Annotated in this window: 22 protein-coding genes; 13 read left to right on the forward strand and 9 right to left on the reverse strand. The window is 41.5% G+C overall.

The window, feature by feature from the left end:
• Positions 1-39: 39 nt before the first annotated feature.
• Positions 40-633 (reverse strand): acyl carrier protein phosphodiesterase, encoded by a 594-nt coding sequence (locus Vgang_RS05975; protein ID WP_105902045.1) that lies wholly within the window; start codon positions 631-633, stop codon positions 40-42.
• A 254-nt stretch (positions 634-887) separates the two neighbouring features.
• Here Vgang_RS05975 and Vgang_RS05980 point away from each other — a divergent pair, with 254 nt between their 5' ends.
• Positions 888-1,103 carry a hypothetical protein gene (locus tag Vgang_RS05980; RefSeq protein WP_105902044.1) on the forward strand — a complete coding sequence of 72 codons (216 nt, stop codon included), beginning with the start codon at positions 888-890 and terminating at the stop codon, positions 1,101-1,103.
• Between the two features lie 24 nt (positions 1,104-1,127).
• Here Vgang_RS05980 and Vgang_RS05985 read toward each other — a convergent pair whose 3' ends face one another.
• Together Vgang_RS05985 and Vgang_RS05990 are read right to left on the reverse strand one after the other, a co-directional pair.
• Positions 1,128-1,793, reverse strand: a complete 666-nt coding sequence (locus Vgang_RS05985; protein ID WP_105902043.1) for an HAD-IA family hydrolase — start codon at positions 1,791-1,793, stop codon at positions 1,128-1,130.
• A gap of 127 nt (positions 1,794-1,920) precedes the next feature.
• A complete protein-coding gene (locus Vgang_RS05990) occupies positions 1,921-2,436 on the reverse strand; it encodes a flavodoxin (RefSeq protein WP_105902042.1) in 516 nt (171 codons plus the stop codon).
• 167 nt (positions 2,437-2,603) lie between these two features.
• Between Vgang_RS05990 and Vgang_RS05995 the strand changes: the two genes are divergently transcribed.
• Positions 2,604-3,101 carry a CreA family protein gene (locus Vgang_RS05995; protein WP_105902041.1) on the forward strand — a complete coding sequence of 166 codons (498 nt, stop codon included), beginning with the start codon at positions 2,604-2,606 and terminating at the stop codon, positions 3,099-3,101.
• Positions 3,102-3,174: 73 nt separating this feature from the next.
• On the opposite strand, the gene Vgang_RS06000 is transcribed toward Vgang_RS05995, so the two are convergent.
• On the reverse strand, positions 3,175-4,197 hold the full coding sequence (locus Vgang_RS06000; protein WP_105902040.1) for a S1 family peptidase: 1,023 nt from the start codon (positions 4,195-4,197) through the stop codon (positions 3,175-3,177).
• Positions 4,198-4,431: 234 nt separating this feature from the next.
• On the opposite strand from Vgang_RS06000, the gene Vgang_RS06005 reads away from it, so the two are divergent.
• Together Vgang_RS06005 and Vgang_RS06010 are read left to right on the forward strand one after the other, a co-directional pair.
• Positions 4,432-5,058 carry a thiol:disulfide interchange protein DsbA/DsbL gene (locus tag Vgang_RS06005; RefSeq protein ID WP_105902039.1) on the forward strand — a complete coding sequence of 209 codons (627 nt, stop codon included), beginning with the start codon at positions 4,432-4,434 and terminating at the stop codon, positions 5,056-5,058.
• 12 nt (positions 5,059-5,070) lie between these two features.
• Positions 5,071-5,541 (forward strand): FKBP-type peptidyl-prolyl cis-trans isomerase, encoded by a 471-nt coding sequence (locus tag Vgang_RS06010; protein ID WP_105902038.1) that lies wholly within the window; start codon positions 5,071-5,073, stop codon positions 5,539-5,541.
• Between the two features lie 108 nt (positions 5,542-5,649).
• Here Vgang_RS06010 and Vgang_RS06015 read toward each other — a convergent pair whose 3' ends face one another.
• Entirely contained in the window at positions 5,650-6,237 is a 588-nt protein-coding gene (locus tag Vgang_RS06015) for a beta-phosphoglucomutase family hydrolase (RefSeq protein WP_105902037.1), read from the reverse strand.
• A gap of 139 nt (positions 6,238-6,376) precedes the next feature.
• Here Vgang_RS06015 and arfB point away from each other — a divergent pair, with 139 nt between their 5' ends.
• The gene (gene arfB, locus Vgang_RS06020) at positions 6,377-6,790 is read left to right on the forward strand and encodes an alternative ribosome rescue aminoacyl-tRNA hydrolase ArfB (protein ID WP_105902036.1); all 414 of its coding nucleotides are present in this window, start codon (positions 6,377-6,379) and stop codon (positions 6,788-6,790) included.
• 105 nt (positions 6,791-6,895) lie between these two features.
• On the opposite strand, the gene folE is transcribed toward arfB, so the two are convergent.
• Positions 6,896-7,579, reverse strand: a complete 684-nt coding sequence (gene folE / locus Vgang_RS06025) for a GTP cyclohydrolase I FolE (RefSeq protein ID WP_105902035.1) — start codon at positions 7,577-7,579, stop codon at positions 6,896-6,898.
• A 235-nt stretch (positions 7,580-7,814) separates the two neighbouring features.
• On the opposite strand from folE, the gene moeA reads away from it, so the two are divergent.
• The gene (moeA, locus tag Vgang_RS06030) at positions 7,815-9,074 is read left to right on the forward strand and encodes a molybdopterin molybdotransferase MoeA (RefSeq protein WP_105902034.1); all 1,260 of its coding nucleotides are present in this window, start codon (positions 7,815-7,817) and stop codon (positions 9,072-9,074) included.
• 92 nt (positions 9,075-9,166) lie between these two features.
• On the opposite strand, the gene Vgang_RS06035 is transcribed toward moeA, so the two are convergent.
• Together Vgang_RS06035 and Vgang_RS06040 are read right to left on the reverse strand one after the other, a co-directional pair.
• Positions 9,167-10,120, reverse strand: coding sequence for a TerC/Alx family metal homeostasis membrane protein (locus Vgang_RS06035; RefSeq protein ID WP_105902033.1), 954 nt, complete (start codon positions 10,118-10,120; stop codon positions 9,167-9,169).
• 287 nt (positions 10,121-10,407) lie between these two features.
• Positions 10,408-12,135 carry a bifunctional metallophosphatase/5'-nucleotidase gene (locus Vgang_RS06040; RefSeq protein ID WP_105902032.1) on the reverse strand — a complete coding sequence of 576 codons (1,728 nt, stop codon included), beginning with the start codon at positions 12,133-12,135 and terminating at the stop codon, positions 10,408-10,410.
• A 239-nt stretch (positions 12,136-12,374) separates the two neighbouring features.
• Between Vgang_RS06040 and Vgang_RS06045 the strand changes: the two genes are divergently transcribed.
• The 5 genes from Vgang_RS06045 to Vgang_RS06065 all read left to right on the forward strand — a co-directional run bounded on the left by Vgang_RS06045 (position 12,375) and on the right by Vgang_RS06065 (position 18,889).
• Positions 12,375-14,039: a DUF2813 domain-containing protein gene (locus Vgang_RS06045; protein ID WP_105902031.1), complete on the forward strand. Its 1,665-nt coding sequence runs from the start codon at positions 12,375-12,377 to the stop codon at positions 14,037-14,039.
• Between the two features lie 340 nt (positions 14,040-14,379).
• Positions 14,380-15,186: a sugar-phosphatase gene (gene yidA, locus Vgang_RS06050; protein ID WP_105902030.1), complete on the forward strand. Its 807-nt coding sequence runs from the start codon at positions 14,380-14,382 to the stop codon at positions 15,184-15,186.
• A 146-nt stretch (positions 15,187-15,332) separates the two neighbouring features.
• Positions 15,333-17,672: a zinc/cadmium/mercury/lead-transporting ATPase gene (locus Vgang_RS06055; protein WP_105902029.1), complete on the forward strand. Its 2,340-nt coding sequence runs from the start codon at positions 15,333-15,335 to the stop codon at positions 17,670-17,672.
• A 103-nt stretch (positions 17,673-17,775) separates the two neighbouring features.
• Positions 17,776-18,084, forward strand: coding sequence for a PTS fructose transporter subunit IIB (locus tag Vgang_RS06060; RefSeq protein WP_105902028.1), 309 nt, complete (start codon positions 17,776-17,778; stop codon positions 18,082-18,084).
• A gap of 88 nt (positions 18,085-18,172) precedes the next feature.
• Positions 18,173-18,889 (forward strand): PTS sugar transporter subunit IIA, encoded by a 717-nt coding sequence (locus tag Vgang_RS06065; protein WP_157946019.1) that lies wholly within the window; start codon positions 18,173-18,175, stop codon positions 18,887-18,889.
• A 218-nt stretch (positions 18,890-19,107) separates the two neighbouring features.
• Here the strand turns inward: Vgang_RS06065 and Vgang_RS06070 are convergent, their stop codons facing one another.
• The gene (locus tag Vgang_RS06070; RefSeq protein ID WP_105902026.1) at positions 19,108-19,962 is read right to left on the reverse strand and encodes a helix-turn-helix transcriptional regulator; all 855 of its coding nucleotides are present in this window, start codon (positions 19,960-19,962) and stop codon (positions 19,108-19,110) included.
• A gap of 254 nt (positions 19,963-20,216) precedes the next feature.
• Here Vgang_RS06070 and Vgang_RS06075 point away from each other — a divergent pair, with 254 nt between their 5' ends.
• Positions 20,217-22,109, forward strand: coding sequence for a PTS fructose transporter subunit IIABC (locus Vgang_RS06075; RefSeq protein WP_105902025.1), 1,893 nt, complete (start codon positions 20,217-20,219; stop codon positions 22,107-22,109).
• An 89-nt stretch (positions 22,110-22,198) separates the two neighbouring features.
• A complete protein-coding gene (gene manA / locus Vgang_RS06080) occupies positions 22,199-23,386 on the forward strand; it encodes a mannose-6-phosphate isomerase, class I (protein ID WP_105902024.1) in 1,188 nt (395 codons plus the stop codon).
• Positions 23,387-23,421 lie beyond the last annotated feature (35 nt).

Below are 23,421 nucleotides of genomic sequence, written 5' to 3' on the forward strand. Positions count from 1 at the left end.
TTGCTTAGTTGAGCGAATTAAGAAAACACGCAAAGTCTATCAAACTTTGGATTGCTGAGAGGCAAATATTTTCGCCTGTTCGAGCACTTCTGGGTAAATGAGCAAAAAAGTCTTGGTCAGAATCTCATAATGCGTCTCTAAAGTATCACCACACTCTGCTAGCGGCGTCATTCTCTCGCTGCGGTGTGACATGCGTTCTAATGCATACTGAATACTGGTTAAGTCTTGATATGACAGCAACCATTCACCTTGCCACATTGCGTTTGTCGTTGTGACAAATGATGCGGGTACAGCGTAATTGCGGTGCTGACACTCAGAGCGGGACTGCTCAATAAATCTTTTTAAAGGCTCGGTGTGAAATTGTGACCAGTGCTTTGCTAAGCAATGGTCCCAAAACATATCTAACGCGATGGGTGCAAAACGTTTTAATGGCTTAGGAAACAGCATTTTCAACGCCAGTATTTGTGGATGTGTGTCGGTATATTTGTCGACAAACCGATGTAGTCGTATGCCATTCACAACATCTGTAGGATATTTACCGCTTGGATCGCCCTTCACAAAGTCACCCAGTAAATTGCCTTGTAAATCACTTTGGCAATACTGTGCAATGTGTAAATGGGCTAAAAAATTCATCACTGTTCCTTATTTGGGTTTTATAGCTTCATATTCATAACAACATTAAAACTTTATTTTTGAACTTCTATCATAGCTTTTATACTAAATACATAGCATGATTATGCGACAGGTATCTTAATCGAATGTAATTAATTGATATAAAGTTTCTATTTTGAACAAACAGGCTCGACTTATTAAGGATAATTTTCGTGCAAGCTAGGAATAACTGAATTTACTCGCCATACTGTAAACATAAACAGAAGGATGACGCGATGGATGAAAAAAAACAAAACAAAACACCAAGCGATGATTTTGAGATCTGTTGCTGTCCGATTTGCTCTAGTGAAGAATTTTTATTATCAGAAAAGCAAGATGTATTAATTTGCATCCATTGCGGACCCGTTCATCTTCCGATTCAAAATTCCGTATCTGTTGGCAAAAAACATTTCAATGCTACTTGTCAGCCTCGCCCCTCTCTACTGCACTAATGAGTCCGGAGTTTTAAGGCATTTTTATACCTGAACGGAAAACCATTCAGGTATTTCAGACAAACATTGCACGCAATAAACGTCATTTAAGTCAGGCGATTTATCCTGTTGCTGTGGTGAAAAGTAGACGGTTGTTAATCCTGCATTCACCCCCGCCATTACGCCAGTTTCCGTATCATCAACAAATAAACATTCTTCGACTCTATAACCCATTTGCATAGCAGCGTAGAGGAGTAAATCCGGCTCAGGTTTCCAACTATTAATATCGAACGCGCTAAAGATTTTGTTTTCGAAAAATGGTAGCAACCCAGTACGTTCCAGTGAATGCTTCATTTTAGATTGTGGGCCATTGGATGCTACGCAGACCTCAATATCCAATTCTTGTAATTTCTGAACCGTTTCAACTGCAAAAGGAATGGGTTTTAAATGTTCGTCAAACAGTTGATTCAAACGCTCACGAAATCGAGGCTCTAATATTTCCATTGGAATGAGAACCCCCGCTCTCTCACTGGTTTGCTTCAGAATATCGAACATTTTCCCACCTTGGAAATTGCTCATGTATTCATCAGGATTAATATCGGCACCATAACTGGCAAAAACATCAACTAATGCTTGGCAAGTTAAACGCTCGCTATCGACCAATGTTCCATCACAATCGAATATGACGCATTTGATTTTACGTGTATCCATCCCAGAACCTTTTACTTTGCTGACATGGATTTAGTGTTGTGATTTATTCGATAAAAAAACAGTAAGAAGTTAAATTAATGTTACCTTCCGCAGAGTTTAAATCAGAAATTTCAAACAGGATCACTCTTTACGCAAAGATTGGATAAATCACATGCTCAAGTTGGCTTGAAGAAGTTTCAATGTGCTTTAATACATCGGAAATAAAAGCGCTGTTTTTCTGTTCATATTTCGTCATTACATCAGAAAACAACATGGTTTTATCACCTTGAATATAGCGACACATTAATGCAGCAACAGGCTCAGTGCCTTTGAATCCCAAATATAATTGATATTCAGAATCAAGAATAATTTGCGTCAAAAACTCTATTAGCAAACCTTGTTGTTCTGTATTTTCTGTTAATGATGATGCTTGTAGCACTGAAAATAGAATGGTCAAACGGTGAAAATCGACTTCAATAACTTCATCGACTAAACCGGATTCAGTAAAGGTATTACGAGGTGACTGTGTATATTGAATATGGGATTGAAGCTCTAAATATAAAGCTCTACCAGCAATGCTTTCAGGGGTTGGAAACTCTACATCCACTTGACTAGCGAGCCAGTTATTTTTGTCTGCTACAAGTGTTTCAATGTTAGAAAGCATGGTAAAAGCCTTTATATAAATCCATTTGAATAGGCATCCTAACAGTTACCCCATCGTAGGGCTAGAGTATAGGTAATTAAGAAATTAATTTTTATGACTTTTCAATGGCTATGATAGACTTTATGCACAAACAACGATTATTTGACTCGAATCCGAAGGAAAGGACGATGATTAAAAAACTTGCTGTCGTATCAGCAATGGCACTAGCTCTTACTGCCTGTGATAAAAACGAAGTTGGTGATGTGTCTTTAGGTATATTCACCACCAAAGATATTAAAGTTGAAGTATTGACCGATCCAATCGTGACTGGTGTCACTTGTCATATTTCAAATGTTGAAGCAAATTTAGATTTTGCCGATCCTTCTGATATGGGGATTTCTTGTCGTCAAACCGGAGAAATTACTCCTGAGATGATCGCTCAAATTGACAAGTCTAAATCAGGCGAAGTGGTCTTTAAAAAATCGAAAAGTGTTCTGTTTAAAACGTTGAAGATTCGCCGTATCTACGATGCTGGATCACAAACGTTGCTTTACCTTTCATACAGCACCAAAGAAATTCAAGGTAGCTATAAGCACAGCCTATCTACTGTCCCACTCTGGAATACGAAGGCATACAAAACACCAGAACAAATAGCAGCAGAAGCTTCAGCGCAAACAAATAGCTAATTAAATATTCTACTGGAATATTGCTACTTAGCGTCAACGCCAGCCTTCAGTGCTGGCGTTGTATTTCTTAGTCTTATTTAAAATTTTTTCTAAATAATCCCAGCAGACACAACAGCATAAAAGCACCACTTCCTAGGCTACCGCCAGAACTTGAACTCTCCGCAGTGTTGTTATTGTTTACTTGTTCAGTAACATCGAATTTCGCGGCTTCCGTTCCGTTTAATACTCCTGCTATCCATCCTTCATAACCACTGACTTTGGTGTACACGCTTTGCACGCTGATATCTGTATTGCCACAGTCCTTCGGACCGAAACTAACAATTCCGACTTGATGTAGGACACCATCCTCTTCATATAACAATGGCCCTCCGGAATCGCCTCCACACACACCAGTCTGTAAGTTATTAAGAACCTTACCCTGCACACATATTTGTTTATCGCTGAGTGTGAGACTTTCAAAAGATTGATTACATAACTCTGGTTGAGCATATTCAACCTGCGCAGCCTGTAATGTATTAGAGCTTTTAGAATCAGGCCCCGTTTTGCCATAGCCTAATACTTTAAAAACTTCACCGTCCAACTGGTAATCTTCGTTTGCAGTCAGTTGCACGTAATCATTCGGCTCCACAACCAGTGAAGAAATCGGTTCAGCAAGTTTAATGATCGCGATGTCATTATCAAAATTGCCAGTATTTTGATAATCATCTGGATAATAAACCGCTTCTGCTGCGATCATATTGGTTTGGTCAAAAGCATCGTTTTGTATTTGATCGACATTAAAAACGACTTCTAGATCAGAAAACTGGCTCGGTTCGGACGTATATAAACAATGCGCTGCGGTCAAAACGTAACGTTCATTTAATAGAGTTGCACCACAAAAAGAAGTGATCTTAGATTCTTGAGCAATTTGATTGTGAATGAGTAACGCCATGTACGGGTAGTCGGCAGTCGAGACTGTATTACCATTGATAATATACGTCGTTATTGATGATGAAGAAGTATCAGCTGCGAAACTAGATAACGATATCCCTAAACCGAGTAATAACGATGATAAAGATAATGATGATTTTAAAGATAATGATGATTTTAAAAACATACTGCTTTCTCATTCCATAAGTTTTGTTTATACCTAAGTACCTTAAAGTTACTTAGCTACATAAGTGTATTTCAACATACCGTTTATTCCTATCATCAGGTAACTAATTCTGCCCTAACCTATTTTTGCTTACAAAAGTCGTTTTACAACAGGAGGAACTTTTCATATCTTACAGCCTCTATACTCGTAACTGAGTATTTTTTATTAACTTCATTTATAACCTCGAAGCCTATTATGCTTAAACATTTAAAAACCATCACATTGATAGCGGTCAGTTCTCTATTTTTAGCGGCTTGTTCAGATAGTGAGACACCAAAAGTCGGTGAGCAATACCAACCACTACCAACCACGCTTTCTCAATCCGATATAAAACCCGTTACAGAAGTCTTTTCTCTTACTTGTGGTCATTGCCGAAACATGGAAGCCTCTATTCCTGAATTAGAGAAGCTCACCAACCAAGAAATTGCGAAAGTACACGTTACGTTTAATGATCAAGCGCAAGTCGCCGCATTAATTTACTATGCCGCCGTAATGCAACAAAATCACAAACCTGATGAAGCGATGATGAAAGATCTCTTTGCCGCGGTTCAGCTCGGTGAAGGTGCGACGATGACTCAGCAACAGCAAGCGATAGAACAAGCCTTCACTTCGCGACACATGATCAGCCCTTATAGTTTTGATGCGTTACAGCAAAAAGCGCTTTTCCGCTACTTAGACCAAGCAATGGCGATCACCAAACAAGGCCAATTCAACGCTGTACCGACCTTTGTTGTGAACGGCAAGTATGAAGTACTCGTCGGTGGTCATAAAGATATTCAAGACATAGCAGACACGATTAACTTCTTATTAAAACAACCGTAAAGGATTGAACGAGTGAAAATTATTATTCCTATTATTATTTTGTTGTTGGTCGCTTTTTTTATTTACCGCAACATCAATAACCAAAAGCTCGCGGCAGTTAATATCCAAAAAGGTGAGCAATTTCTTGCTGAGAACAGTCAACGAGAAGGCGTCAAAACTACTGAAAGTGGTTTGCAATATTTGGTATTAAAAGAAGGGACTGGCTCGATTCACCCTACGGCAACCAGCCAAGTATTGGTCCATTATCAAGGTACATTATTAGATGGTACGGAGTTTGATAGCTCATACAAACGTGGTGAACCAATTAGCTTTAAACTCAATCAAGTCATCAAAGGTTGGCAAGAAGGTCTACAACTCATGGTTGAAGGAGAAAAGGTGCGTTTGTTTATTCCCTATAACATTGCTTATGGGAAAAGTGGTTCAGGCCCTATTCCTCCGGGTGCCACACTGATTTTTGATGTGGAATTGTTGAAAGTCGATTGAGCTATCTCCCACTTAATTAAACGAAGAAATGAAAAGAGGTCTTACAGATTAAATGTAAGACCTCTTTTTTATTGAGTTTGTTTGAGTTAGTTAGCCTCTATACCTCAATTAGGCATACAGCTGCCCATCTTTGACCATGATACAATCCATACCTGCTGCGAGTGCGGCTTGTCGCCCTATTTCAGTATCTTCAAATACCACACATTCACTTGGTTTCAAGCCCAGTTTTTGCGCAGCAAGTAAGAAAGTGTCAGGGTTAGGCTTATGGTTAATCACATCGGCGGCGGTCACAACTACATCAACCAACGGAAGAATGCCGTTATGCTCAAGAAGTTTAAAGGCGTTGGTTTGGTTGCTACCAGTCCCAATGGCGAGCTTTTTCTCACCATAACATTGTTTAAGCACGTCAAATGTACACTTGATGATGCTGCCATCTTCAATTAAATGGGCAAATAAGCCGGTTTTGGTATCGGCCACTTTTTGCGGATCAATATCAATGTGGTATCGTGCCTGCAATTGCATTGCCACTTTTTGTGTTGGCATGCCGCCCATGCTGTGAATCCATTCTTGATCAAACGGAAAATGAAATTGCTCAGCTGTTTGTTCCCAAGCACGTAGATGTGAAGGCATGGTATCAATTAAGGTACCATCCATATCAAAAATTAAACCTTTGTAGTTGGAAACATCTACTGCCATACGTGCCTCTCTGTTTGATTTTAAGCATGAGGTAATAAATTTCATACTACCGTAGTAATACTGTGGTTATAAGCATACACCTGTGTTATTAACAATTCGATAACCAACTGCCCTAAAACTGTGAGTTAACGGTCAATTTATGTTAAAAATTTCCAATAATGTCGAAATCGAAGATTCTGAAATAGAGCTGACAGCCATTCGAGCTCAGGGAGCTGGCGGACAAAACGTGAATAAGGTGTCTTCAGCCATTCATTTGCGTTTTGATATTCACCAATCTTCACTGCCTGAATTTTATAAAACTCGACTGCTTGAATTGAAAGATAAGCGAATTACGACTGACGGTGTCATTGTCATTAAAGCTCAGCAATTCAGAACTCAGGAAAAAAACAGAGAGGATGCACTAGAACGTTTAAAACAGATAATTTTAGATGCGATTAAGATTCAAAAAGCGCGTCGTGCCACTGCCCCAACGAAAGCATCACAGCGAAAGCGTACTGATAAAAAAGTACAGCGTGGTCAAACGAAAAAACTACGCGGTAAAGTCGATTTCTAAGCAAAAACGCATTTGAATGTGCGTATTTTTTGTCATCAAGCTGAAAACGTAAAGGCCTCGCGAGAATCACTCCGCGAGGCCTTTAATGAACGTTATTGGGGAGAATTAGCGTAATCCGTGTAAAAACTCTGCGCGAGTAGCTGGATTCGATTTAAAAATGCCACCCAGTGCCGTTGTGGTTGTGACACTGGTTGCATCCATAACACCTCGAGATTTCACGCAGTAATGTGTTGCATCTATGGTAATCGCAACATCGTCCGTTTCAAGCAAAGTTTGTAGTGCAACTAAGATTTGTTGCGTCATGCGTTCTTGCACCTGTGGCCGTTGGGCAAAAAATCGAACAATACGATTTATTTTTGATAAACCAATGATTTTTGAGCGTGGGATATACGCAACCGCAGCTTGGCCATCAATGGTAACTAAATGGTGTTCACAAGTGCTAGTAACAGTAATGTCTTTAACTCTCACCATCTCACTACATGACATTTTGTTGTCTATCACTGTGATTTTCGGGAAGTTTTTATAATCTAGGCCAGAAAAGACTTCATCCACATACATTTTTGCAATGCGATGCGGTGTTTCTTCCAAACTATCATCGGATAAATCCAGTTCAAGCAAAGATAAGATCTCACGCATGTGGTATTCAATACGCTCTTTCTTCTCCGATTGGGAAACATCATTTGGTTGCATTGGGGTTTCGATACCACGTTCAATCAAAGCCGCTTGTACTAATTTTGCTGCTTCGCTTAATTCTGGATCTGATACCAATTTCGTGTCCAAATTTGCCATTTGTATTCTCCGATTACACTCTTAACACCCGATAAGCCAGCTACAGCGCTTATTACCGCGGGGTTTTAAGGATACTCGTAATCTTCTGAAATTACATCCCTAATTTACTTGTGACATTTATTGTGCCTAGGTTAACTTCCCTAGCCTATAAATTTGCCCTTTATCATTTCATCTGAAGGTGATTTTAGTAATAATGCGCCCTAGTATTATGAATCACTGAAAATTAGGATGAATTATGGGTTGCTGCGACACGCCGGGCTTAATGCCAATCGACACTGCAATAAACAAAATGCTGGAATCAATTACGCCTATTTCACAGACTCGAACTGTGGCACTCGATGAGGCAATTGGTCATGTTTTAAGTGCTGATATTTGCTCGCCAATGAATGTTCCTCCTTTTGATAATTCGGCAATGGATGGTTATGCGGTTCGTGCTTGTGATCTCGAAAAATCGAGCCAAATGCCTGTCGTGGGTAAATCTTTTGCCGGGCAACCGTATGACGGCGAATGGCCACAAGGGAGCTGTATCCGTATTATGACTGGTGCGCAAATTCCTACTGGTTGTGATGTTGTTATCATGCAAGAGCAAGCGCAAGTCAGTGGCGATATGATTGATTTCTCCCAAGCATTGCCAGTAAAAGCCAAACAGAATATCCGCCCTATCGGTGACGATATTACACAAGGTGCTTTAGTGCTGCCTAAGGGCCATCGTTTAACTACCCGAGATATTCCTTTAATTGCAACATTAGGCATTCCAATGGTACCGGTTTATCACAAACCCAAAGTCGCTTTCTTCTCAACTGGAGATGAACTGAAACCATTAGGCGCAGAATTAAAAGCAGGTGAAATCTACGACAGTAACCGTTACGGCATTAAAGTGATGCTTGAAAAATTTGGTTGTGAGGCGATTGATCTTGGTGTGATCCCTGATGATAAATCTCTCTTAAAACAAGCATTCCAACAAGCTCAAGAACAAGCTGACGTAGTGATTACTTCCGGTGGTGTGAGTGTTGGTGAAGCCGATTACACCAAAGAAATTTTAGATGAACTCGGTGAAATTGGCTTTTGGAAAATTGCCATGAAGCCAGGCAAACCTTTTGCTTTTGGTCATTTACTAGCAACAAACGAACGTCAACAAGCCCTATTTTGTGGCTTACCGGGCAATCCCGTATCTGCTATGTTGACCTTCTATATATTGGTGCAACCATTACTGGCGAAACTGGCTGGCAATAGCGAGTGGAAAGCTCAACCCAATATCCCAGCTATCAGCAAAACGCCATTTAAAAAAGCACCGGGTAGAACCGATTATCAACGCGGTATTTACAGTATTAATGAACAAGGTCAGATAGAAGTATCCACAACGGGTAATCAAAGTTCAGGTGCTTTCCGCTCTATGAGTATTGCGAACTGCTTTGTGGTATTAGAGCAAGAACGTGGCCGAGTTGATGTTGGTGAAACGGTGAAAATTCAGTTATTTAGCCCTAACTTTTACTAACAACCAATAAATACTCCATACAAAATCAAAGGCCGACGAATCATCATCCGTCGGCCTTTGTGGTTTTTGTATCACTTGAGAATCAATGGCTATTACTTGATACTCGATTTTTTCAACGCTTTTTTCTCTTTGAGAATTGAAGCGATCACCGCCACCGTCATGGTTGTTAGCAATACCGACAATGACACCATGGTTGGAATCGCCCATGATGTGCCGATGAGAAGCATTTTCACACCGATGAAAATCATGATAAATGCCAATGCTGGGCGTAAGTACACGAACTTATCAATCATACCTTCTAAAACAAAGTACAAAGATCGAAGCCCTAATAACGCAAACACATTCGCCGTTAATACCAGAAAAGGCTCTTGAGTCACCGCAAAAATTGCAGGAATGGAATCTAACGCAAACATAACGTCTGTCATCGCAATCACAGCAACGACAACCAATAATGGCGTTACCATTAAACCGACATTATCACTAGTAAACAGCTTCGTGCCTTGATAGCTTTCTGTCACTCGGAATAATTTACGCACCATTCTCTCTGGAAATGAGTTCAGTTGCTCTTCTTCATCTTCTGGTTTTGTTAATTGGTAGCCAGTCCAGATAAGGAAGAAAGCAAACAAATATAAGATCCAATGGAATGTTTCGAGCAGTTCAGCGCCAACGGCAATCATGATCGCACGTAAAATCAAAGCCCCTATCACGCCCCACAGCAAAACTCTTGGTCTTAACTCATGCGGGACTGCAAAGCGGCCAAAGATCAAAGCAAACACAAATAAGTTATCAACGCTAAGAGATTTCTCTAGCAAATAGCCCGTCAGAAATGCTGTAGCCGCATCATGAGCCGAATAACTGCTGTTTGGTTCAAAAAACTGCCAATATTCGTATAAAGAAACAAAGAATAACAAAGCCAGCAAAACCCAGAAGCAACTCCAAATCGCGGCTTTTTTAATGGTGATATTGCCGTTACGCGTCTGCCAAACATCCAGTGCCAGCATGAACAAGGTTAATAACGCAAAACAAGCATAAGTTGAGATGTGCATTTCTATCCCTCAAACCGCGGACAGAAATGAATGAGACATTCAGACCATCCGCATAACACAAAAACTATCTGGAATAATCCCGATAGTCGTAATATGCGTTGGTCTCGTCAGAGTGGCGACCCACCTTTGCTTACCGGAAATAGATCTATCACTTTCGTGGCCTATTTCGAGATGACGACAAGCAAATTTTCACTGACTACTCCCCAAACGCAGTCAATGTACTCGCATGTTGATCATCTCTCAAGGAGTATTTTCAATATTTGATAACTTTGATTGAAAATATTTGTTCATCTATATTTTTCAATAGGTTGCAAAATGCGCTGTGGGTTACTTTGTAAAAATTCCACAAAACAATCAGACATTGAAAAGTAAGTCACTTTGCCATACTTATGCATATTCAAAATGGCATCGTAGCCTTCTTTCCCTTTCATGGTATAAGCCGAGGACGTGCCTTTATATAAGCGTTCTGATTCGATGGCATGCCATAGCCCATCTTGTAAGCGAATATGCAAATTACCAATTCGATGGCCAATGGGGTTGTCTGGTAAATAATCAAAATCGAGATTATGTGTATACGGGTAGCTTCCGGAACCTGTTCCTGTTACCCCATTATTGAGTGCGTTATTGATAGCACCTTCCAAGATAGCAGCAAGGTATTGCCCTTTGATTTCATAGACACCGATAGGAACCGCAAAAGGCAGTAATTTACCGGCAATATCCGCTATGGTGATTTTACCTGGGTTTAATGAGGCTCTTACACCACCGGCATTATGAATGGCAAAATCGACTTCATAGCCTTGTTTGCGCATCATGAAAGTGAAAGATTCGGCTACTAAAGGGGCTAAAACGCTTGGACCATTTTGGTCTGGAATACGAATATGTCGCAGTGGATAATCACTTTTTGCCACAACGGTTTCTTGCAACTGACGAACTTTCGGAATGTATTTTTCTAGTAAAATGTTGTGTAGTTTTGGGGCTTTTTTACAGATGACAACGTGCGGATGCTGCCTTAAATATTCACTGGCTTTGGCATGAAAATCATCTTGATGGGTGTCCGCTAGAGTGGCATCTAAACAAAGCCTACGGCCTAATAACAATTCATTTTTTCCATTAAAGTCAATCACCTTACCATCTTGGTTAAAAGTGATATGACAATGTCCCATCGACAGCGAATGATATCCTGCTTGAACGACATAGGTTTGATTCACATATTGACCATAATCATCATCTTTCGTTAAACCTAAATCAGAAAAGTCACCCTGTAACCTGTGAGAATGACCACCAACAATGACACCAATACCAGTTACCTGTTGAGCTAAATCGAGATCGGCCTCATAACCTAAGTGACTCAATAATATAATATTATTAACACCAGAAGCCTGAATAGCACGCACGGTTGCTTTTGCTACTTCAATGGCATTTAAGAATGGCGTATCTTGATCTGGATTTGATATATCGGCCATTTTATCGAGTGCAAGACTAAAAATCGCAATCGGTGTTCCCTGCACTTGCTTAGTAATCCAACCCGCATGTTGAGTTAAAGGCTGATAAGGCACTAGGTTTTCAGAATCGCTGACTCGAATCGATTTTTTGGCTGACTCTTGCGATACGTCCCAGTTTCCCGCAAGAAGTGGAAACTGAATACGTTGCAAGAAGCGCGCAACAGGCTCGTTTCCCATGTCTAATTCATGATTACCCAATGCCATCGCATCAATATCTAATGCATTTAACATGTCGGCATTGGCTTTGCCTTTAAACAATGAGAAATACAAAGTCCCTTGGAAGCAGTCTCCAGCATGTAAAAATAAAAAGCCTTTGTTTTGTTGTAACGCTTGTTGCTTGAGCTGTTCTGCGCGAGTCGCAATTCGAGCAAATCCGCCTGCACTCACGTAAGGTGAAAGCGTTTGTCCGTCAATATTAAGAGAAAGCTGTAGCGAACTTGGTTCAAAATAGGAGTGGGTATCATTGATGTGAGCCAAAGTTAGGCTAACTGTTTGAGCATTGTTTGAAGTCATTATACCTCTTGAATTCGATTGCATTTGTGCGATGAACAGTTCGTCAACGAACAAAGTGATTTCATACTACTGCGAGTTTCATTACAAAACTATGAATTTTTCTATTGCTCCTCCAACTTGTACTGTGACTCAGTAACCGAGAATTGTGAGATGGACATACGTTTAAAAATATTTAATTCTATACTCTACATACTACCTTTTACCTAATTTCCTTTTATCTTCAATACTTAGGATAGCCTATGCAACTAGACCGAATTGAGATCCTTGGCTTTCGTGGTATCAAACGTTTATCGCTAACTTTAGATGAAGTCACGACTTTACTCGGTGAAAATACATGGGGAAAATCCTCTTTGCTTGATGCCTTATGCATCGCTCTGCCAACGTCTGGTCACCTTTATCAATTTGAAATTGAAGATTTTCATGTGGATTACGCGCAATCACACCCTCAAACACAACAAATTCAAATTATTACTCGTTGGCGCTCCACTTATTCAAATGAGCATAAAAATAGCCGTTATCGACGTTTAAAGCCTGTTTGGCAAAACGACGTAGATGCGGATGGCAACGCCTGTAAAATCTGTATTTATCAGCTCAGTGCCTCACGCTGTGAACTAAAAATTGATACGGAATACCAATTTCTCGACATTGAAGGTAATCCTCTTCAACTTGATGACAGCTATAAATTAGCGATGGAGTTATCGCGAATTCACCCCGTTATAAGATTACGTGATGCTCGCCGATTGCCCAGTCACCTTCAAAGTGTTCTAAAGCCTGATCGTGACATTCAAGATAGAACTGAAAAGCGTATCAATAATACCTATCGCCGCTTATTAGCTATGCCCGGCCACGTCAATAAAGGGGAATTAAAAAGTACCATCAATGCCATGCAGCATTTGATTGAGCATTACTTCACTTTTGAAAGGCATAGCAGCAAACAAAAGATGCAACCGAGAGAGCATTTGTTTAGTGGTGAATATGCGTCTCCAGAAGATCACACCAGCTTGATCAAAATATTGCAAAAAAGCAAAAATCAGCAAAGTAAGTTGTTGTTAATGGGCCTATTGAATGCCTTCTTACAAGCCAAAGGCAATGCCACCATCAGTTCTCAAGCTCGCCCAATTCTCATTTTGGAAGATCCGGAAGGCCGACTTCACCCTACGAATTTATTGAAATCATGGGAATTGCTTCAGCTCATTTCTATGCAAAAAATTCTCACCACCAATAGTGGTATTTTGCTCAGCGCAGTCCCTTTATCTTCAATTCGTCGCTTAGTTCGTCAATCCGATGTGACCCAAGCTTATTCAATCAAAGAACATCAATTAAACCGTGATGATTTGCGACGCATCAGCTTTCATATTCGCTTTCACCGGCCCAATGCACTTTTTGCACGATGCTGGCTTTTGGTTGAAGGCGAAACCGAAGTTTGGCTGTTTAATGAGTTAGCCAAAATTTATGGCTACAACTTAGCATCAGAAGGTGTCCAAATCATTGAATTTGCCCAATCCGGATTGAAGTCGTTAATCAAAATGGCCAAAGCGCTGCATATTGATTGGCATGTGGTGGTCGATGGCGACCCTGCTGGCAAAAAGTACGCAACAACGGTTCGAACACAACTGGCACAAGATCTTGAAAAACATCGTTTAACCGAGTTGCCCGATAGAGATATTGAACATTTTCTTTACCATAATGGTTTTGAAGACTATTTCAGAAGCATGGTGCACATTACTAATGACCACCCCATTCCCGCGAAAAAAATCGTTCAACGAGCAGTAAAAAAACATGCTAAACCGGATTTGGCTCTCGGTATTGTTGAATTTTGTGAAGAGCATGGCCCTGAAAAGATCCCGCTACTTTTACGCTGGATTTTAAAGCGCGTTATCACTATGGCTAATGGTAATAATTGACAACACTCAGGTCGTACATATACCCAAGTAACCTCAAGATGAGAGTTTCAGCAAGAATAAAACAAGTTTTAGGCAAGGCAAATTGAATATGATCATAGTGATTCTCTCTCTGTTCAATTTAACGCAGCATAAAGCTTGTTTTAACTTGCCCTTCGGGAGCTTCATCCAAGCCCTAGCCTACGTCAGATTTACTTGAAAGGTGCTACATTCCGTTATAAATCTTCCTTGTCTAAAGGCTTGGATGATAGCTCTGAATTCTGCATCTTGAAGTCACTTGGGTATAATAACCATTGGTAGTATCATCTTTGCTTCATTTAATATGTGGTAAGGAAATGATCCTATGTACAAACTGATCGCAATTGATATGGATGGCACATTGCTCAATAGCAAAGGCGAAATTAGTCAACGTAACAAAGACGCTATCGCTCAAGCTCGCGCAAAAGGCGTTCATGTGGTATTGGCTTCTGGTCGTCCGCTTGACGGCATGTTATTTGCCTTAAAAGAACTTGGTATGAATAGCGACATGGATTATGTGATCAGTTACAACGGTTCACTGGTGCAAACCGTGGCGAATAACACCATGATTCGTCAGGGAATTTTAACTGGTGAAGATGCTAAGTTGCTCAACCAATGGGCGAATAAATTGAACGTATTTATTCATGCCTTCTCGTTAAAGCAAGGCTTGATCAGCCCGAAAGCCAATCTTTACACCACGCACGAATCAGAAATCAATGGTATTGCGTTAACTGAATTACCCTTTGAAAATTTAGCCGATGATGATGCTATTTTAAAAGTCATGATGGTTGAGCAAGAAGATAAGTTGACTCATGCTATCGAACGTATCCCAGCAGAGTTGCATGACAAATTCACCATTGTTCGTAGTGCCCCTTTCTTTTTGGAATTCATGAACCCAACCAGTGATAAAGGTTCGGGTGTTGCTTCTTTAGCCGAACACTTAGGTATTGAAGCATCACAAGTTATGACCTTAGGTGATGCGGGCAATGATCACCACATGCTTGAATATGCAGGCCTTGGAGTGGCAATGGGCAATGCGACTGAAGCCACTAAAAAAATAGCCGACTATGTGACGGACACCAATGAAAACAGTGGCGTAGCACAAGCCATCGAAAAATTTGTTTTAAATTAAGGTCAACAGCCCCTAATAGGTTATCGCTAACCATATCAACAGCACGCTGAATCTAGCGTGCTTTTTTTAATTTTTACACAATACGCTTGACCTTAGAGTGTACTCCAAGGTGTATGGTTTAACTAAATCCTAAACGGAGTTTGGTTATGTCAGATAAAAACACCAACACAATGACGAATATCTCATCGATCCACCCTCTTGAATCTGAGGCAAGTTGTGGTAATCGCACGTCTAATAGCTCGTGCTGCAAAGCACCCAAAACATCACAGAATGAGCAACCTCTGCATGATGCGAATCCCAATCAATCTCGTGCTGAATGGCATGTGTTAGGCATGGATTGCCCGTCGTGTGCTAGAAAAGTCGAAACCGCTGTCGCTAAAGTGGTTGGAGTCGATTCAGTAAAAGTTCTGTTTGCCACAGAAAAACTGGTGGTGAATTTTTCATCGCCGGCATCGAAGCTACAAATTGAAACGGCTTGTGCTGATGCAGGCTTTAAAACGCAATCCATGCAGGCGAAATCACTTAGTGACAGCAACGCTCAACCAACGACCCGTCCTGTAGCCAAATTTATCAGTGAAAATATCAGTATCATAGGTATTGCGTTTGGTATGCTGCTCGCTGCGGTCATCAAAACTTGGTCACCACAACTTAGCCAATGGTTATTTACGCTAACTTGCTTATTAGGACTCGTGCCGATTTTAAAAAGTGCTTACCGCTTAACGAAATCAGGTACGCCTTTTGCTATTGAAACGCTAATGAGTGTTGCGGCAATTGGTGCATTGTATTTAGGGGAAACCGCTGAAGCGGCCATGGTTCTATTGCTATTTCTCATTGGTGAGCGTTTAGAAGGTATTGCCGCCTCTCGTGCCCGTAGTGGTGTACAAGCATTAATGGCATTAGTACCGGAAAATGCCACCAAAATTGTCAATGGAGAGCGCACCACAGTCTCCGTAGCAGAATTAGTACCTGGTGATATCATTGAAGTCTCACCCGGTTCCCGCCTACCTGCTGATGGCCAATTATTTTCAGAAATAGTCAGTATTGATGCCAGCGCCTTAACCGGCGAATCGATACCCGTTGAACACCAAAAAGGTGACAACGTAATGGCTGGTTCAATTGTGGTTGACCGCGTCGTACGTTTTAAAATCACATCAAAACAAGGTGATAATGCTATCGACCGAATTTTACATTTGATTGAAGATGCTGAATCACGTAAAGCACCATTAGAACGATTTCTGGATAAGTTCAGCCGTTGGTATACCCCGCTTATGATGGTGGTAGCGCTACTGGTCGTTATTGTTCCTCCAATGCTATTTGCGCAACCTTGGGAAACATGGGTCTACCGTGGATTAGCTTTACTCCTTATCGCTTGCCCTTGTGCGCTTGTGATTTCAACACCTGCAGCCATTACCTCTGGACTGGCGACAGCGGCTAAACGCGGCGCATTAATTAAAGGCGGTGCAGCATTAGAACAGCTTGGTAAAGTTGAAGTAATGGCATTTGATAAAACGGGCACGCTGACACAAGGCAAGCCGCAAGTGACAGATGTTGTTGGTTTAAGCGAGTTTACCTCATCGCAAGTGCTTACCCTTGCTGCGGCAGTTGAAGTGGGGTCAACTCACCCACTGGCGACTTCGCTGATTGATAAAGCCAAACGAGATAATCTTGATATTCCTGAAACTCAAAACAAAAATGCATTGGCCGGTATTGGTGTACGTGGAGAAATTGATGGCACTTTGGTGCAAATTTCGTCACCGAGTAAACTTGATATTGAATTAGATGCTTCAATTACTGAGCAAATTAATAAACTAGAAGATCAAGGCAAAACCGTTGTTGTTGTCAGTCAAACTCCAGTCATGGGCAATGGAAACCATGCCATGTCTGCCATCGGTATTATCGCTTGGCAAGATAGAATTCGTGAGGATGCTAAAGCAGCGTTACATGCTCTGGATAAACTTGGCATAAAAGCGATGATGCTGACTGGCGACAACCCTCGCAGCGCAGAAGCGATAAGCCAGCAATTATCATTCAGTAGCCAAGCTGTTAATTCTCAAGCTAATAATTTCCAAGCCATGAATTACCAAGCCAGTTTATTGCCCAAGGATAAAGTGCAATACATTGAGCAATTATCGAAACATTCACATGTCGCTATGGTTGGTGATGGCATCAATGATGCGCCCGCGATGAAAGCAGCGAATGTCAGTGTAGCAATGGGCGCAGGTACCGATGTGGCACTCGAAACTGCTGATTCGGCCTTAACCCATAACCGATTAACCGAATTACCTGCAATGATTGAGCTATCTCGGGCAACGCTGTCGAATATTCGTCAAAACGTCACCATTGCACTCGGATTAAAAGCCGTCTTTCTGGTGACAAGTTTACTCGGGATTACCGGGTTATGGGTTGCGGTACTGGCTGACAGCGGAGCAACTGCCCTTGTGACCCTCAATGCTCTCCGATTGCTGAGATTTAAACCAAAAAACTGATGTTTAGCGTTAGTAATCATAAATCTGAGGTAAACAAGTTGAATCTTGTTGCCTCAGAAGTATGATGTGCGCTTAACGGATCAATACGGGTAATAAAAAATCGATGAAAATCGTCGCTGTTACAGCCTGTCCAACGGGCATTGCGCACACTTATATGGCTGCCGAAGCCTTGGTAAAATCCGCAGCACAAGCCCAAGTAACCATTCAAGTAGAAACACAAGGTGCAATGGGTATCGACAATAAGCTGAGCTACAAAGATATCAGCCTAGCTGATGTGGTATTAATTGCCTCAGACATTAATATTGAACAGCCGGAACGTTTCGAACAAGCCCGTCCAATCCAAGTGTCAATTGAAGATGTGCTCACCAACCCAGACGCGGTTATTGATCGCTGCATCAAACATGCACACTAGGCGCATAACTTTTTATTTAGGCTCAACCGGGCTTCCTTCGTGGCTGCTCAAATCTATTCATCAACAAGTCAAACCCTCGCACAGCGACGTGAGTCTAATTAAGGTACAAACACTGCAACAAGTGAATGTAAAAGACTACTTAAATGTGCTGACTTTGGCTTTCCACCCATTTGAATTATGCCAATTAGTATTAAGCTCCGAAGACCAAAATCTGCTTGAACAACAAGTCGTAGGATTAAAAACACACCTACAACAAGAATGTTTAGTTCTCGACTCTGATACGATTCAATCCACCCGAAAAATCAGTAATCTTGGCCTCTTTAACGCGCAGGTCTTTGACATCGAACGAGAGTTAGCCAGTTTTTTGAAACTCTATTCTTTAATATGTCGTTCAGGCGATCCGCAACTCGCAGAAAAGAAATTTTGTCTGCGCTGGATTGCAAAATTTGCTCAAAGTGATTCACCAGAACAACTTGAACAAGAGTTGTATCGGCGTGAAGCGTTATCGTCGACTGGAATGCAGTCCGGCTTAGCTTTACCTCATGTGATGAGCGATACCGTCTCTACTCCACAAATTATGATACTCACCAGCCCAGTTGCTATAGATTGGCTTTCCCCTTTCGGCCCTGTTACGCACATCATTGCCCTTTTGCTCCCCATAAATGCCAATAAAGAAACATTAATGGCTGTGCGTCATCTCGCCACTCCCTTTATAAAACCAGAAGTCAACGAGTTCATCTGCCAGCACTATACGCCATTAGAGTTGCAGGCGATTGTGTCTTGCTTGATGAAACTTGAGCACTAGTTTTTCGTCAATAAGCTAGGGTCTGTTGATCTTTCGTGGTTAAATTTTGTTCGAGATAAAAGCGTTTTAAGCAAGGCAAGTCGATTGTAGCCTAGTTATTCTAAGTAAATGAGACTTAACCTGTCTTATTACAAACTACGGCATAAAACGCTTTTAGCCGAACCCTTCGGGCAGCGTTTGTTGGTCATTTGTACTGCGTTATCGGCTCCTCGTGTAGGCTATCTATCCACGTACATGGCACGGAACTCACTCGGGGTTCTACCGGTTTTGTGTTTAAATACTCGGAAAAAGTAATTCACATCGTTATACCCACAGCGCATGGCCACCTCAGATAAGCGGAACGAGTAACGCATTAGCATGAATTTGGCGCGCTCCAATCGCACCCAAGTAATGTAATCGGCTAAGCGCATATGGCCCTGTTGCCGAAACAAGCGAGATAAATGGTTAGGGCTGATATTAAAACGATGAGCTATGCTGTCACGGGTAATATTGCGGTGAAAGTTCTCTTGTATGTAGATACAAATCCCCTGATAAAGATCTTCACTACGGCTTTGTGAGGAGGCATCAGGCGACAGTAACATGCCATGACAATAGCTCATCAAGGCCATCAATAAATGCCCACCGGTTGGATGGAGATGCTTTTCCTTCGATAAGGTGTTGAGAGCATTCAAAATATGATCAATGGCATGGCCGGTTCGAGTTTGAATACTGTGTTTTTGTACATCAAAGAAACTGGCTTCCCCTTTTCTTTTTTCCACCAGGCTAAAACCAAGCTGACGCTTACCAAATAGCAAACTTAACACACAGCAATCGCTATCCCATTCTGGTTTATTCCAACTGTTGGGCGGAATATACAAAATATCGCCAGGCAATACTTTTACGGTACTCACACCAAAGTCAGGATCTTCAATTTGATTGATGTACTCGCCTGTTATCACAAACTCCATTCGTGGAAAATTCACTTGATAACTAAACGGCGGTGGCGTGGTGTGATCATGGGCAAACCAAACACGGTTAAAGTTTTCGCGTTCAGAAAGCACACCTTCCAGAACATTGATAAACACCTGATTCATAGATAATCACAACCTTAGATCATTTTACGGGCAAGAAGTTAAGTTGACGGACATCATTCTATAACAAAGCCTCTCGACACTATAACTCATCATTTAATTATCAGGTGATCATGATCACAAACCGCTACCATGGTTACAATAATCCAGTAAATGGTGCTTATGTACACTATTTTTTGTAAAGCAAATCGCCAACAATTCATTCCAACAAATGATAATAATGAAAACAAATAAATATAAACTAAATAGGTACTGCCATGATTACTCAGCTGATTAATGAAAAGCTAATCCGCTTAGATCTTAAAGCCACCACCAAAGATGAAGTTTTTTCAGAAATGGTGGATGTTCTGGATGCTCAAGGAAAACTCAGTGATAAAGCTCAGTTTCTTAAAGACATTTATGCCCGAGAAGACATTGGTAACACTGGTTTTGAAGATGGTGTTGCCATCCCTCATGCCAAAAGTGCAGCGGTTGCTGAGCCTGCTGTCGCCATTGGTATCAGTCGTTCTGGTATTGAATATGGTGCCGAAGACGGTGAAGATTCAAAATTATTCTTCATGATCGCCTCTCCTGATGGTGGCGCTGATCATCACATTGGAGTACTTGCCGAACTTTCTTCTAAATTGATTGAAGAAGGTTTTATTGATGCATTTTTTAAAGTAAAAACACCTGAAGAAGCACTTGCTTTACTGCTTGAAAAGAAAGAAACGGAAGTTACCGTTGCGGCAGATAACGGTTTAATTATAGGCGTAACGGGTTGCCCAGCGGGTATCGCACACACCTATTTAGCCGCTGAATCATTGGAAAAAGCCGCCGCTGAAATGGGTTACGAAATTAAAGTAGAAACCAATGGCTCAATTGGTGTGAAAAACGCGCCAACACAAGAAGAAATCGACCGCGCGGTTGCTATTGTCGTGAGCTGTGACAAACAAGTGGACATGGCTCGCTTTAATGGCAAGAAACTGATTCAAACTAGCGTAAAAGCACCTATTAGCAATGGTAAAGGTGTGATTCAACAAGCCTTAGATGCTGCACCTTTTAAAGCGGATGCGTCACAAAGCAGTAAAGAGGATAAGTCTGGTGCTAACTCGGGCCGTTCAAACCTATATCGCTACTTGATGAATGGTGTATCTCATATGATCCCATTCGTGGTAACCGGTGGTTTGATGATCGCCCTATCATTAGCGCTTGGTGGTGAACCAACACCAAATGGCATGCAAATTCCTGAAGGTAGCCTATGGAACCATGTTTTAAATGTAGGTGTGGTGGCTTTCCAATTGATGATCCCAATTCTTGCGGGTTATATTGCCTTTGCGATTGGTGACCGTGCAGCATTAGCACCAGGTTTCATTGGGGGTTGGATTGCCAACAATGGCTCATTCTATGGTGCAGAAGCCGGTACTGGCTTTATTGGTGCGATTATCGCAGGTCTTTTAGTGGGTTATTTTGTGCGCTTTATTGCCACTCGTGATTACCATAAAATGCTCGCCCCTCTTGTTCCAATCATGATTGCACCGATTCTAGGTACCGTGTTCATCGCTTCGCTTTTCATCTTTGTGATTGGCGCACCAATTGCCGACTTAATGCAATGGTTGAACGCAGTATTGACTGAAATGAGCACAGGTAACGTAGTTCTACTGGGCATTGTACTGGGTGGCATGGCTGGTTTTGATATGGGTGGCCCATTCAACAAAGTGGCGTTCCTATTCTCTGTCGGCATGATCGCAAGTGGCCAAACTCAATTTATGGGTGCTATGGCGGTTGCTATTCCAATTGCTCCTCTGGGTATGGCGCTAGCAACAGTGATTGGCCGCAAATTTGGTATCTTCGAAGAAAGTGAGATTGAAGCAGGTAAAGCCGCAGGTGCAATGGGCTTAGTAGGTATCTCTGAAGGTGCCATCCCATTTGCCGCACAAGACCCACTATCGGTAATTCCTGCGAACGTTATCGGCTCAATGGTGGGTGCGGTAATGGCTTTCTCATTTGGTATTACCAACAGCGTCGCTCACGGTGGTCCTGTAGTTGCCCTACTTGGCGCAATGAACAAGCCACTATTGGCCATCCTATGTATGGCAACGGGTGCCATCGTAACCGCTGTTGTTTGTGTCACCTTGAAGAAAATGCGTCAAGCTAAATTAGCGACCGCTTAACTGAACAAATTAAACGATTAAATTCCAATGCAGGCTATAATGCCTGCATTCATTTTTTGATAAATTTATAACTTATTTGAAGGATCATTATGATTACGCTTCCTCCTTTTGTACTCATGCAGAATGTCATTCAAGATTATGCATGGGGCAGCAAAACATCGATAAATCAACTGTTCGATATTTCAAATCCAGATAACAAGCACCAAGCTGAAATCTGGATGGGTGCGCATCCAAATGGTTGTTCGCAAATTACCCATAAGGGCGAAACTTTTGGTTTGGACTCTGTTATTGAACATAACAAAACTGAAATCCTAGGTGAACGTACTGAAAAGCGTTTCAACGAACTTCCGTACCTATTCAAAGTTCTGGCCGCAGAAAAAGCGTTATCCATCCAAGTTCACCCAAGTAAGCAAGCAGCTGAAGTAGGTTTCGACAAAGAAAACCAAGCAGGCATTGCTCTAAAAGCTGCAAACCGGAATTACAAAGATCCAAACCACAAGCCTGAATTGGTTTATGCCTTAACGCCCTATCAAGCCATGAATGGATTTCGCGATTACTCGGAAATCATTCGTTTGTTTGAAGCAGTGAACGCCTCAACTCTGACTGTTTACGTTGAAGCCCTTAAAGCAAATCAAACACAAGCAGGTTTGAGCCAATTTTTCGAGGCAATGCTGTCACTGACTGGTAAAGAAAAAGTATCGGCGTTACAAGCGCTTCACCAGCATGCGGTAGAGCATAAAGGTGATGCATTAGCCAATCTACTACTTGATTTGGAGCAGCAATACCCAGGTGATGTTGGTCTGTTTGCCCCATTAATGCTGCATACTATTACTTTGCAACCGGGTGAAGCCATGTTCCTTGATGCGTGTACTCCACATGCCTATATCAAAGGTACAGGTTTAGAGATCATGGCTAACTCTGACAACGTACTTCGCGCGGGATTAACGCCAAAATACATGGATGTGCCTGAACTGATAGCCAACACAACTTGTGTGCCAAAGCCAAGTAATGAAATTTTATTAGCTCCAAAAGAAGAGAAGAACGCGAAGCACTACCCAATCCCAGTGGATGATTTTAAATTCAGTGTATATGAGTGCGAAGCAAATTTAGTATGTGATAGCGCCGAGATTATTTTCGCCATTAATGCTGATGTAACTCTGACTCACCCCAGTGGCCATGTTTTAGTTATTACTAAAGGTCAATCGGCATTCATCCCATGCTCGACCGGTGAATATAAAGTCCTAAGCTCAGGCTGTTTTGCTCGCGCGTATAATTAATTTTGTAGCGCCATCGATTCTTTAGCCCTATCTTC

The organism is Vibrio gangliei, from assembly GCF_026001925.1.
In the GTDB taxonomy this organism is placed as follows: domain Bacteria; phylum Pseudomonadota; class Gammaproteobacteria; order Enterobacterales; family Vibrionaceae; genus Vibrio; species Vibrio gangliei.

Excerpts from the sequence above, each read along its gene's own strand:
- Vgang_RS05975 (WP_105902045.1), bottom strand. The coding sequence starts at position 633 with ATGAATTTTTTAGCCCATTTACACATTGCACAGTATTGCCAAAGTGAT.
- Vgang_RS06045 (WP_105902031.1), top strand. The coding sequence starts at position 12,375 with ATGCAACTAGACCGAATTGAGATCCTTGGCTTTCGTGGTATCAAACGT.
- Vgang_RS05995 (WP_105902041.1), top strand. The coding sequence starts at position 2,604 with ATGATTAAAAAACTTGCTGTCGTATCAGCAATGGCACTAGCTCTTACT.
- Vgang_RS06005 (WP_105902039.1), top strand. The coding sequence starts at position 4,432 with ATGCTTAAACATTTAAAAACCATCACATTGATAGCGGTCAGTTCTCTA.
- Vgang_RS06075 (WP_105902025.1), top strand. The coding sequence starts at position 20,217 with ATGATTACTCAGCTGATTAATGAAAAGCTAATCCGCTTAGATCTTAAA.
- moeA (WP_105902034.1), top strand. The coding sequence starts at position 7,815 with ATGGGTTGCTGCGACACGCCGGGCTTAATGCCAATCGACACTGCAATA.
- Vgang_RS06015 (WP_105902037.1), bottom strand. The coding sequence starts at position 6,237 with ATGGCAGTAGATGTTTCCAACTACAAAGGTTTAATTTTTGATATGGAT.
- manA (WP_105902024.1), top strand. The coding sequence starts at position 22,199 with ATGATTACGCTTCCTCCTTTTGTACTCATGCAGAATGTCATTCAAGAT.
- Vgang_RS06035 (WP_105902033.1), bottom strand. The coding sequence starts at position 10,120 with ATGCACATCTCAACTTATGCTTGTTTTGCGTTATTAACCTTGTTCATG.
- Vgang_RS06070 (WP_105902026.1), bottom strand. The coding sequence starts at position 19,962 with ATGAATCAGGTGTTTATCAATGTTCTGGAAGGTGTGCTTTCTGAACGC.
- Vgang_RS05990 (WP_105902042.1), bottom strand. The coding sequence starts at position 2,436 with ATGCTTTCTAACATTGAAACACTTGTAGCAGACAAAAATAACTGGCTC.
- Vgang_RS06060 (WP_105902028.1), top strand. The coding sequence starts at position 17,776 with ATGAAAATCGTCGCTGTTACAGCCTGTCCAACGGGCATTGCGCACACT.
- folE (WP_105902035.1), bottom strand. The coding sequence starts at position 7,579 with ATGGCAAATTTGGACACGAAATTGGTATCAGATCCAGAATTAAGCGAA.
- arfB (WP_105902036.1), top strand. The coding sequence starts at position 6,377 with ATGTTAAAAATTTCCAATAATGTCGAAATCGAAGATTCTGAAATAGAG.
- Vgang_RS05985 (WP_105902043.1), bottom strand. The coding sequence starts at position 1,793 with ATGGATACACGTAAAATCAAATGCGTCATATTCGATTGTGATGGAACA.
- Vgang_RS06000 (WP_105902040.1), bottom strand. The coding sequence starts at position 4,197 with ATGTTTTTAAAATCATCATTATCTTTAAAATCATCATTATCTTTATCA.
- Vgang_RS06055 (WP_105902029.1), top strand. The coding sequence starts at position 15,333 with ATGTCAGATAAAAACACCAACACAATGACGAATATCTCATCGATCCAC.
- Vgang_RS05980 (WP_105902044.1), top strand. The coding sequence starts at position 888 with ATGGATGAAAAAAAACAAAACAAAACACCAAGCGATGATTTTGAGATC.
- yidA (WP_105902030.1), top strand. The coding sequence starts at position 14,380 with ATGTACAAACTGATCGCAATTGATATGGATGGCACATTGCTCAATAGC.
- Vgang_RS06040 (WP_105902032.1), bottom strand. The coding sequence starts at position 12,135 with ATGACTTCAAACAATGCTCAAACAGTTAGCCTAACTTTGGCTCACATC.